Here is a 12,549-nt window from a genome sequence, read left to right on the forward strand (position 1 = left end):
TTTTAGAGAGTAAAATCGGCTGCCCGAAGGGCAGCCGATTTTAATTTATGAGTATGAGTTAAGTTTTATTGATTTTACAAAATATTCTGGTAAAACAATTAAATAATTAGTGCAAATATCAAAAACAATCAAAATATTTGACTGAAAAATATTACAGAAAATGAATTCGATTGAGAATAAATTAAATCTATTAAGGGTTAGAAATGAGATATTTAAGTGGTGTAAAAAAAATCATAACTAAAAAATTGTAGTTGATCAGAAACTATTTTACTTTCGTAATTATAATCAGATATAAAAAGACTTATCAAGAAATATCCTTGGATCAGGTTGATGAATATTCTGAAGTGGCTGATATTCTCAATATAAAGTTGAAAAAATTAGGATCATTAATCAGATGCTACGAATTCAATAGTATTGAAGCAGTTTTTTTGAAGTTTTTCTATATAGAAAAATAACACGACAAGCTTTGTCGTTCTACAGGCATATCTTTGTTTTGTTAAAGAAAGTTAATGAATTTTCTTTGAGATAAAGATTAAAAAGTCCTAATTTTGAACGCGTTAAAAACATAACTATGAAACAATAATTTTACTCTATAATTTGGGTATTTCTATATACACAATAAATACAATCAACATTTAGTTAACATTAATAACACAAGTATGAAAAAATTCTACATGTGTGCATTGTCTCTATGCACTATTACGGGCATATTTGCTCAAGAGGTACTCTGGCAGAAAGATATAAAATCCAATTTTCAAGATTTTTTAAGCCAAGTCACCACAACAATTGATCAACAATATTTGATCACAGGGAGCTCAATTCAAAGCAACAAATTACAACAAGGAAACAAGCAAAACAATGGCTATGATTTTCACTTAGTAAAACTCAATCAACAAGGAGAAGAAGTTTGGGAAAGATACTTCTCAGGACAAAACCATGATTATTTATCAGCCACTGTTACCACACAGGATGGCGGATTTCTTTTAGCTGGCACCAGTTATTCATCCAAAGGGTTGGATAAGAAAGAGGATTCCAAAGGAGGATCTGATATCTGGCTCATTAGAATCAATGAGTTTGGAGATGAATTATGGCAGAAAACCTTAGGCAGCTCTTCTGATGAAGAAGCCAGAGCGGTTATCCAGACTACCGATTTGGGATTCTTTGTCGCGGGTAACATACAAAACGCTGCAAAAGGTTACGGCTCTAAGGATGTCTTGATTACAAAACTGGACAAAGACGGAAAAGAACTCTCACAGCTTATTTTAGGTGGAAAAGGTTTAGATGAAGTAGAGAAGATGATTCCAACGAGAGATGGAGGAGCTTTACTAGGAATATATTCAAGAAGTTCAGCTGTACAAAGTCCTCAAAATACATCCGACACCCGACATCTAACAACGGTACAAAAACAAAGCGACAACTTTGGCGAAGGCGATTACTGGATTGTAAAGCTGGATAAAAACGGAAAAGTTGAATGGGAAAAGAATTTCGGAGGAAAAGGTGATGATCATTTGAGAACTCTTGCATTGACCTCAACCGGATTCATTATCGGTGGAGAATCCAGATCAGAAAGGTCAGGGAATAAAACGGTAGGATTAGAAGAGGGAACGGACCTATGGTTAATTTCTTTAAATGAAAGAGGCGATGAACAGTGGCAGAAATCTTATAATTTCAAAAACCGTGATATTCTGATGGGAATGAATGTTCTTCATTCAGCAGATGATCAATCTTCCAAAGGAATTTTATTAGGCGGTTATACCCAAGCAGAAGGAAGAATAGAAAATGATGATGAAACCTTCTGGATGCTGTATCTGAATCAGGATGGAAATGAGCAGTGGAGAAAACATGTGAAAGGTGAATCCAGAAAGAAGGAAGAGAGGCTTTCAGATTTAAAGCTGAACAGAGACGGTTCAATTGTTTTGGCAGGAACCAGTGCAGAAGAACTCGGAAAAGAGAACTGGAAGATTGTAAAGCTGGGAGATAAACAGGTTGATCAGTTGGTTGAAAAATACGATATCAAAATTTATCCAAATCCAGTATCTGATTATGCTTACGTAGAAGTTGGATTTAACTTTAAGGATGCAGAAATTCTGTTGTATGATATGAGTGGGAGACAATTACAAAATCTTACAACGAAAAACAAAGTTACCAAGATCAATACCCAGGCGCTCGTTCAGGGAGCTTATCTGGTGACGATAAAAACGGATAACAATAAAACGGCGAACGCTAAATTGATTAAGAAATAAAAATACATAATGAGAAAAATTAGTACAATACTGGGTTTGGCTGCTCTTATTTTCAGCCAATATGCAAAAGCCCAGCAAGAAATTAACTTTGGAGATTTTTCTAAGCCGGTGCCATCGGTTTCTTCTTTGGCGACCTATTCCAATACACCTGTTTCCAATGCTACAGGATTACCAGATATCTCTTTGCCTTTATTAGGGTTACCCACGCATAATAAGGCAATCAGCCTTAATCTTTCATTATCTTACAATCCCCTGAATATAGCAGCTGTGGAGCCAGCGAGTGAAGTAGGGACAGGATGGTCACTTTTTGCAGGAGGAGTAATTTCCAGAAGTATTGTCAATGAACTCGATGAAAAATTTGATGATACCAGTAACGGAAATTATATAAAGAATCATTTTAATGACGTATACTATTATAATTTACCGGGTATTTCAGGAAAATTCAGAGTTATAAGGAATATAGCGGCCAATACTTTTGAACTCATCAACCTTTCTTCAAACAGGATCAAGATCGAATATACAAGAGATAGTAATACTGCTACTCTGATTTTTAATTCTTTTACCATTACTGATACCAAAGGGATTAAATATATCTTTAATGATTACAGCAGAAGTAACCAGCAACAGGATCTGTATGGGATTTCAGGTAAAATATATAAATCTGCATTTTTCTTATCTCAGATAAAAGATGCCAATAATGTTGAACTGGCTACCTTTACGTATCAAAAGGACATAAAGAATAAGCCTAACAGTTCAACTTTGCTTTACCAAACCTGCAAGCTGAAAACCATTACTTCGGCTGATATTGGAAAAATTGAGATCAATTATACTTATGATGCCAGTTTAGAGCAAACATTAAATGACCCTTACAGTATCAATAATATTGTTCTAAAAACCAAATATGATGCAATGGTTTCGGGGTATTCATTTGAGTATTCTACTTACCCATTCGTTTATTTTAATGGATCGACATCAGAAAATATATATAAAAGGACATTAACAAAACTTAAAAAGCTCAATAAAAATAATGTCACCTCAGAAACGACAGAGTTTACGTATGCAAACCCTGATCCTAATTTACCTGATGTCAAAACAGGATATAATGGAACATTTCTTTGTCCTGATCCCGATCTGACTAATAATCCTCACAGGGCAGCTTTAGGTTCTTTAAAAAAAATAATAAATCCGACAGGGGGAGTAACAGAATATAATTTTGAGCCTAATGAGAGCTATGTTGATAAAAGTAATGCAGATTACCTGGCTCCCATCTTAAACGGAGAAAACTTTGTAGATCCTGAAGTCCAATATCCTGAAATATTCAAAGAAATTAATTTTAATACGAATCAAACCAACAATTATAGCTTTACAGTTTCCGGTACAGCGGGTAAAGCAAAAAAGATATATATACTTTATCATCTGGGAGAAAAATTCCCTCCTCCAATCTATTGGGATGATTCTCCAACTTATGTAGCATGGAACATAACCAATCCCGGCACTAATTATTATGATGGCGGTTATTGCAGTGCTCTCGGCTATACTGAAGATTACTATGTAAGAACATTTAATTTAATGCCCGGAACATATACCATTCAATTTACCGGTTCAGGAGGTAAGGGGCAAGTACAGTTATATGAACTAAAACATAAGCCTCAGCCTTTTACCAATAAGAGTTTTAGCAACACTTTGCGGATTGGAAACATCAAATATTACAAAAGTACCTCTGAAACGACTCCTGTGAAGATCACAAATTTTACATATGATAGTTTTACAGATAGCAGCAGTTCCAGCGGCTATACCTTTTATCCTGAAGTAGAAGGTCATGAGGAGGGACAAAGCTATGTTTTATATCGAAATGTAAAAATTTCCAATGCTGATGACGGAAACGGATATATAAAGTATTATTATAAGACTCCTAATGAATATCCTGCCGAGCCTTATACCGTTAATGGGGTTACAGCGTCTTACCAGCCGTATTATGGTATGGTGAAGGGTGGTGTTTTAGAAAAAGAAGAGGTCTATAATGCTCAGAACAGCCTTCTTACCAAAGAACAGTTTGATTACACTTTTGAAGATATTCCCGGTGCTCATGATTATCAGCTTTTCGGAAACGGGGCAAGTGTTTATAGCAAAGCAGCGTGGCTCAAAAAATCATCCGTTACCTCTAACAGTTATTTTGACAATGGACAAAATATGGAAGCTAAGGCTGAAACTTATTTTAATGTGTTCAATTTTGAAGTGGCTTCTACCAAAAAAATATTGGACGGAAATATCATAGAACAATTTTATACTTATCCTGAATCCGGCTATGCTTCCCTTTTCAATGCCAATATGCTGGGTATTCCTGTAAAGGTTGAGGAAAAGAGTGATGGGAAAACCGTTTCCAAAGCCGAAACAAAATATGATAATGTGGCAAGTACGCTCCCTAATTCCGTATTGGCTTACAATATCAATGATAATACAACAAAAACAGTAAAAAAAATAGATTTGTATGATACCAAAGGAAATATCCTTCAATCTACCTCTGAGGCCGGCATTCCTACTACCTATATTTACGGATATGATAATACCTTAGTTATAGCGACAATAGAAGGGGCAACATATGCTCAGGTTTCATCATTCGTGCAACCAATCATTGATGCTTCCAATGCAGATGCTCAGAGCCCCTCTAGTGAAGCCGCACTCATTACTGCTTTGGAAAACTTCAGGAAAAACCCGGCATTACAGAATACACAGATTGTCACCTATACCTATGATCCTCTCATTGGTGTGACAACAGTTACTTCACCGGAAGGAATACGATCTGTCTATAAATATAACGCAGATAACCAACTGGAGAAAATAACAGACATCAACGGGGCGACATTGAAAGAATATCAATATCACTATAAAAACTAAGCACAATGAAGAAAATAATAATATTACTCAATTTGCTTGTGACTGGTTTTACCTATGCGCAAACAAACTTTACCACAACAGAAAATTATATTTATGAAAAAAGTTGTTTAACCGAAGACTGTTCCAAAAAAACAGAATCCGTGCAATATTTTGACGGGCTCGGACGAGCTAAGCAAACCATCGCTATAAAAGCAACACCCGCCGGAAAAGACATCACTGTTCCTGTAGAATATGACGCCTACGGAAGACAGATAAAAAGCTATCTTCCTGTTCCGCAGTCAGGGACACAAAACGGGGCTTTATATGCCAATCCTCTTTCTAATGCATCTTCCCTATATGGCAGTGAGAAAATCTATGCTGAAAAAGTACTGGAACCTTCTCCCCTGGGAAGGGCATTGCAGCAAAAACAAATCGGTAATGACTGGAACGGGCATCCCGTACAGTTTTCATATGCGGCCAATACCGCAGCAGAGGCTGTGAAAAAATATACCGTGGTAACAAGCTGGACTGAAGGACGAACCAACAGTGAACTGAGCCTTTCAGGAACCTATCCTGAAAACACCTTATACAAATCTACGGTTACGGATGAAGATGGTAATATAACCATCCAATACAAAAATAAGAAAGGACAGACCGTCCTAACAAGAAAAAAAGACGGAACCCAGAATGCCGATACGTACTATGTATATAACGAATATGGGAGGCTGGCTTATACTCTCCCTCCATTAGCCTCTGCTTCTGCATTAACCTTAGAGATGGTAGATAATCTTTGTTACCAGTACCGGTACGATGGATGGAACAGGTTGGTAGAAAAGAAAATTCCGGGAAAAGGCTGGGAATTTATGATCTATGACAAACAGGACAGGCTTGTAGGAGCCCGGGATGCAGTATTAAGTGCAAAAGGACAATGGCTGTACACTAAGTATGATCAATTTGGTAGGGTTGCTATTACGGGAATATGTACCGGAGGTGAAAGATACCAGGAACAGGATATTGTCAATGGTTATGGTTCTAACAATGTCAATAGAATAAATACACCCTTTTTTGAAAGACAGGGAATGAATGTCTATTATAACAATCCTGATACGACTTATCCCAATGCAAGTAAATGGGTTGCTTTATTGTCTTTAAACTATTACGATTCTTATCCTTCCTACAGCTTCAATCCGGTTTTCCCTTCTGCTATTATGGGAAAAGCGCCGCTTTCCGATAATTCTACAGCCAATGCAGTAAGTACAAAAAGTCTTCCTGTTATGAATTTTGTAAAGAATATTGAGGATGATAACTGGACAAAAAATTATGTTTACTATGATTCTAAAGGAAGGGTTATTGGTACTCATTCTATCAATCACTTAGGAGGTTACACTAAAACGGAATCTGAGCTTGATTTCATAGGTGCTCCTCAAAAAAGCAGTGTGTATCATATAAGAAAAGATGGAGAGCCGGGAATAACGATTAAACAACGTTATACATATGATGATCAAAACCGATTACTGCAGCATTATCATCAGATAGATGATAAACCTGAACAATTATTATCGGAAAATACCTATAACGAACTTTCCCAGCTGACCAACAAAAAAGTTGGAAACAATCTTCAAAGCATTGATTATACCTACAATATTCGTGGCTGGCTAAGTGGCATCAACAAAAACCAGATGACTTCGGCAGATTTAGGTGGTAAATTATTTTCCTACCAGATCAAGTACAATCAAAAAGACGGGGTTGATAATCCTGATCCTGTACAGTTTGCCGGGAAGAATGTAATCCCGAAATATAGCGGAAACATTACAGAAGTAGACTGGAGAGCGGTAGAAACAGTAGGGGTAAATCCTTCACTGACTCCAAAAAGATACGGCTATGCCTATGATTCTTTAAACAGGATTACGGCAGGGTATTATCAGAATCCCAATAATCCTTACAGTAAAGAGAATACGGAATCTTTGCAGTATGATTTGAACGGAAATATTACCAGCCTTTACAGAACTTCAGTATTTAATACAGGAAACAATACGGCTACTGTCATTGACAATCTTACTTATTCATACAAAGGAAATCAGGCTATCAGGATCAAGGATAATAGCAATAATAATACTGGTTATGAGGGTACAGCAGGCTATCCTATTGAACACGATGCGAACGGGAACATGAAAAACATGCAGGATAAGCAGATCTCGGACATCAAATACAATCATTTGAATCTTCCCCAGGAAATGAGTTTAGATTTTGGCACTTCCGGTACCGTTATAAATACCAGATACAGGGCAGACGGTGCAAAGCTGGAAAAAACTGCTGTAAACAGTGTTGCAGGTTATAATACTGTGACCACCACTACAGAAAAAACAGAGTATCTGGATGGGTTTCAGTATTATAAAAAAGAGATCATTACTTCAGGAGGAGATCCTGGAGGAGGAGGAATTGAAATGATGACAGCAAGGGCAATGGAACCTCAGGCTTACTCCCTGGAAAATAAAACGGTTAATCCTGCTACAGCCAAAACTCCGGATTTACAGTTTTTCCCAACTGCGGAAGGATTTTATGATTATCAGAAAGATCAGTATATTTACCAATACAAAGATAACTTAGGAAATGTAAGGATTTCTTATGGAAGAAACAGCACAGGCGCTCTTGAAATTGTGGATAATAATGATTACTATCCTCTAGGAATGAATCACTTAAAATCTGGAACAGCATTCTTTGGCCAGGGAAGCTATAAAAAGCATAAGTATAATGGTAAAGAACTTCAGGAAACCGGTATGTACAGTTATGGCTGGAGAGATTATATGCCAGATGTGGGAAGATGGAATGGGATAGATCAGCTGGCGGAAGCCTACTCTTCTACAAGCACGTATGCGTATGTTGCCAATAACCCTATCTCTAATACGGATCCGGACGGAAGATGGATCAATGAAGATGGAAGCATCCGTCCTTCCACAACATTTGATTATATGCCGGGTTCATACAAACCTATGTATTCATTCAGCACGTCTACTGGGATGAGCTATAACAGTGCAGGTGGTGGCGGAGGTGGCTACACGCCATTCGGGAAGACCCAAGCATATGCAGATCTGATGGACGCATGGAGAAATGGAGCAGAATTTTCGCTTAAAGTTAACAACGGCTATATGAGCTGGTGGACAGGAGGAGTTGAAGGAAATGCCAATACAGCTCAGGAAATGATAGCGCATATGATGAAGCTTGTTGGAGATGGAAATAGTCTTTTTAATACTATTGATTTTTCTCAAACAACATCCAATACTACCTGGTGGGTAAATACTGCGATAGGTGCAGCTTCTACAGCAAATGTGCCAAGAACAGGTGTTTTTAAATATAATGACTTATGGCATCAAACCAAAACAAGAGGAACCTCATTCAGATGGCAAAATAGATGGGGTAACTCTGGCGCTAAATATTGGAGAGGACAACAGGTAAAAGGATTTCAGGGAGCAAGAAGTTTAGGAACGAAGCTGACAGCCGTTGGCGGTGCTTTACTGGTTGCTGATGTTGCAATGTCAGGTGAATTAAAAACATCACATTTGATAAATGGAGCAATGTTAACTATATCAATGTCAGGAGTAGGCTCTATTGTTGCCGGAGCATGGTTTGTAGCTGATATGGGAACAATGGGAGTAAATTATCTCATTAATGGTGAAGCTAAAGGTTTGGGAGATATGATTGACGAAGCAACTGGAGGTCCTTTAGTAGAAATGTATGATGGACTTTATTAAATTAAATTTATGATCAAAAGTAAAATACACCGTAATTGGTATTTGTGGTTCTTTTTTCTGGTATTCTGCGAATTTGGAATACTATTCGGCTTAATAAAAGCAATTATAAAAAAGACAAATAATATTCATGAAAATAATGAATCATTTATTCCGATAATAATTCTGGTTATAATCATTTTAGCATTACTATTGGTAATTAAAGATTTTAAGTATGTAATTATAGATAAACAAAGAAACTCATTGAAATATTATTCTATATTAAGGCCTTTGGGAAATACTTTAAAATTAGATGATTTTGATAACAAAATCAAAACATCAGAAACAAGTGTAAGAGGAGAATATGAAGTTGTTTATCTCGTCAAGAAAGGATATACAGCTTTTAAAATTAGTGGTCTCTTCTATGATAATCTTAAAGAATTAGATTCTTCCATAAAATTGAAAAGAATTTATAGTTATAAATTTAATTTGAAATTGTATTTACAATTATTATTTACTGGAAAAATAAGAATAGAAGAAGAATAGGGTAATGTTCCAAATATGTTGGTAATAAATTAGAGTATTGCAAACCAATACTCTAATTTATTTAAATACAACGGGAAAGAGCTTCAGGAAAACGACATGTACAGCTGTGGCTGGAGAGCTTATATGCCGGATCTTGGAAGATGGAACGGGATAGACCAGCTGGCGGAAGCCTACTCTTCTACAAGCACTTATGCGTATGTTGCCAATAATCCTATCTCTAATACGGATCCGGACGGAAGATGGATCAATGAAGATGGAAGTATACGTCCTTCTACAACATTTGATTATATGCCGGGTTCATACAAACCAATGTATTCATTCAGCATGTCTACTGGGATGAGCTATAACAGTGCAGGCGGCGGCGGAGGAAGTATCACTGGCGACCCCACTCCTAAAAGCAATAAAGGTCCCGGAGTTATAGAAAGATTTATAAGTTGGCTGTTTGGGGGGAAGAAAGGTGCAGGAATTAGTACTTTTGCACCTGGTGCTACCATTAGAAGAATTCCTATTGTAGAAGTTGGTGAACCAATACGAATTGGAGAATTTTTCTCAACCGTAAGCGCTGCCTCAGTAGCAGTTGGAGCTGCAACTTTAGGAGCTGTGTTAACACCTGTCATGATGAAAGATCCAGAATATAACTGGACAAGGGATTTACCTTTAACTGTACCTGTTACAACAACGGCTGATGAATCAGAGCCAGAATTTGAATATTTTTATAGGGCAATGTCATATAGTGAGTACAGTAAAGCAGGTGGATATTTAACACAACGATTAAATGATTCAAGAATAGAGATGGGAGAAGGACCATACGTAACACGAAGGTTAGAATATGCACAAAAAGCAAGTTTCAGTTTTGGATATTCTGATCAATATGATATTATTGTTCAATATACTGTCCCAAGCGGTACTTATGAAATGTTTAAAAATATTTCTCTTCCTGCCAGAGGAACAACAATGAGACAAAGTGAGCAATTAGGACTACCCATTAAAAAGAGGGAAGATGGCGATTATAACTTTTCCTTTTATGGTCGGAACACAGCAATTTTTAATTCAATCATTATAGGATTACCACAAATTATTTCAATAAAAAAATAAAACATGCAAAATTTTAATTTATTTATTTCAGCAATTGATAATGATGATGATGATCAAATTGAAGATTATAAAAAAATATTATTAAATAATCCTAATAATTTTTTTACTGAATTATCATATTTCGTTGTTGATAATTCAAAAGAATATGATAGGCTACAATATATTGTAGATTTATATAACATATTTGATAGTTCTCAGAAAGAGTTAGATATTGTGAAAAAAGTTGGAAACCTTATATTGTCATTGTATTTAAAAATAATTGATGATCTTATTAAAAATAAGGAAGAATATTCTATATACAGTTATATAGACTTTCTATACACTAATAATTCTTTTTTAAAAAAACACGAACAACTTTTCTTTGAAAAAAGTTTTAATGTTCTAAGCTCAAACTTAAATAAAGAAGAATCAAGTTGGTTTATTATTTCCTGCTACAGATTAGTTGATTTATATTTTCAATTTGATAAGGATAACTTTTATATTGAAAAATATTTAGACGTTGGTGATAACGAATTAATAAAAAAATATATACGGCTTAAGATCCACTAGCTAAATATTTTAATTTTTGATACATTAAAAAATTATTATTAAAGTTTTTAATTAAAAAGATAAGTATGATAACCACTGAAGAAGTTTTTAGTCTGATTAAACAAGAAAGAAAATTTTTGGGAGATATTAAAAAATATAAAATTAAGATTAGTAATAGTAATAATTTTGAAAGAGAAAATCTGATTGGAGTATATAAAATTAGACAATATACTGCTACTCGAACAGGAAATAATAAGTTGTCTGATGAAATGGGTACTCTGATCTTAAACCTGGAAAATTATACTGGAAATAAATTAAGATTAGTGAGTTTATTAGGAAAAAAATACTATGGAATATATTATATGAGTGAAAATTTTGATAAAGTTATTGGATATTTAGATAGAGAAATTGATGATAACGAATTTAATTTAATGAAATAATAATCGTTACTCCAAGCTGATTTTTGTACAGCTTATCTCCAAATTAATTAAAACCACTGTTTTTCAGTGGTTTTATAATCTGAAAACTATAAAGTAGTGGCAAATATGAACAAGAAATGTTCATTCCTACAATAGTAATAGGAGGAACACCAATAGTCGTAAAATAAATGGAAACAAGCAATTTTCAAAAAATATTAAATTTATTTAAAAAGCGAAGTGATAATTATTTATGTGCAACCATATATAATTATTTAAATTCCATAGATAAACTTGAATATATTCTTATTGATAAAAATAAGGCAAATTCTATATATACAGTAAGAAATGAAATCAATAATACTGTAAATGAAAGTCTAAAAATTCAAGGTTATGATGAGTTATTAGATAGTCTTAATCAATTTAATAGTAAAAAAGTAATTATTAGCAACTTTGATTATAACAAAAAGGATTTCACCATATTTATCAATGACAAAGAGACCCAAATATTAGGAATATTATGGCGGGATATCAATGAATAAAAATAATATCCTTTGTTAATGAAGAGCTAATTAATTGAGTCTTTAAGTATAATATGTTATTCTATATTTGGACAACAAAATAAATTGTTAGTAGAGAAATGAAAGAACTAATTTATTCTAAAATAAAAGAATATGATCCTCAATTAGATGATTTTGAAATCTCATATTCAAATCATCCTTTATTGTTGGATGATATGATTATGTCCTATAAAGGAAGAAATAAATTAGCTAAAAGCGAAAATATAAAAGAATTAACATCTGAGATCTTAAATAATCTTCTTTTAATCAAAAACGAATCTGTTGAATATGTAAAATTTGTTGTTGTAAGATATAATATTACGAGTAGGCTGTTTGTTTTCGCAGAAGACTATTCAAAAGTTTTTTTTGATTTTATATTTCCAACACAAAACAATTCAGAATTCAATTAGAAATTAAAAACTACATATTCAGGAACAAGTGAAGACTTCCCCTTTTTCAAACTGTTGATAAATATAAAATATCTTCTAATAGATTAAATATTCTTAGCATATAACCAAGGGCTAAGTCCATTCAAAGATTTATGTGGATGATTACTATTATA

Annotated in this window: 9 protein-coding genes; all 9 read left to right on the forward strand. The window is 34.4% G+C overall.

The features are described 5' to 3' along the window. Positions 1 to 659: 659 nt before the first annotated feature. The 9 genes from CRS_RS10405 to CRS_RS10445 all read left to right on the forward strand — a co-directional run bounded on the left by CRS_RS10405 (position 660) and on the right by CRS_RS10445 (position 12,397). Entirely contained in the window at positions 660 to 2,243 is a 1,584-nt protein-coding gene (locus CRS_RS10405; protein ID WP_142723976.1) for a T9SS type A sorting domain-containing protein, read from the forward strand. Positions 2,244 to 2,252: 9 nt separating this feature from the next. Then, the gene (locus tag CRS_RS10410; RefSeq protein WP_142723977.1) at positions 2,253 to 5,138 is read left to right on the forward strand and encodes a hypothetical protein; all 2,886 of its coding nucleotides are present in this window, start codon (positions 2,253 to 2,255) and stop codon (positions 5,136 to 5,138) included. Between the two features lie 5 nt (positions 5,139 to 5,143). Beyond that, positions 5,144 to 8,866, forward strand: coding sequence for a DUF6443 domain-containing protein (locus CRS_RS10415; RefSeq protein ID WP_142723978.1), 3,723 nt, complete (start codon positions 5,144 to 5,146; stop codon positions 8,864 to 8,866). 9 nt (positions 8,867 to 8,875) lie between these two features. Next, positions 8,876 to 9,388 carry a hypothetical protein gene (locus CRS_RS10420; RefSeq protein ID WP_142723980.1) on the forward strand — a complete coding sequence of 171 codons (513 nt, stop codon included), beginning with the start codon at positions 8,876 to 8,878 and terminating at the stop codon, positions 9,386 to 9,388. A gap of 36 nt (positions 9,389 to 9,424) precedes the next feature. Next, positions 9,425 to 10,483, forward strand: a complete 1,059-nt coding sequence (locus CRS_RS10425) for an RHS repeat-associated core domain-containing protein (protein ID WP_142723981.1) — start codon at positions 9,425 to 9,427, stop codon at positions 10,481 to 10,483. A gap of 3 nt (positions 10,484 to 10,486) precedes the next feature. Continuing rightward, entirely contained in the window at positions 10,487 to 11,032 is a 546-nt protein-coding gene (locus tag CRS_RS10430) for a hypothetical protein (RefSeq protein ID WP_142723983.1), read from the forward strand. Between the two features lie 65 nt (positions 11,033 to 11,097). Beyond that, positions 11,098 to 11,451: an enoyl-CoA hydratase gene (locus tag CRS_RS10435; RefSeq protein ID WP_142723984.1), complete on the forward strand. Its 354-nt coding sequence runs from the start codon at positions 11,098 to 11,100 to the stop codon at positions 11,449 to 11,451. A 167-nt stretch (positions 11,452 to 11,618) separates the two neighbouring features. Next, positions 11,619 to 11,969 carry a hypothetical protein gene (locus CRS_RS10440; protein WP_142723985.1) on the forward strand — a complete coding sequence of 117 codons (351 nt, stop codon included), beginning with the start codon at positions 11,619 to 11,621 and terminating at the stop codon, positions 11,967 to 11,969. A gap of 98 nt (positions 11,970 to 12,067) precedes the next feature. Next, a complete protein-coding gene (locus CRS_RS10445; RefSeq protein WP_142723987.1) occupies positions 12,068 to 12,397 on the forward strand; it encodes a hypothetical protein in 330 nt (109 codons plus the stop codon). The last annotated feature ends 152 nt before the right edge of the window (positions 12,398 to 12,549 follow it).

Origin of the sequence: Chryseobacterium sp. ON_d1 (genome assembly GCF_006829085.1) — a bacterium.
In the GTDB taxonomy this organism is placed as follows: Bacteria; Bacteroidota; Bacteroidia; order Flavobacteriales; family Weeksellaceae; genus Chryseobacterium.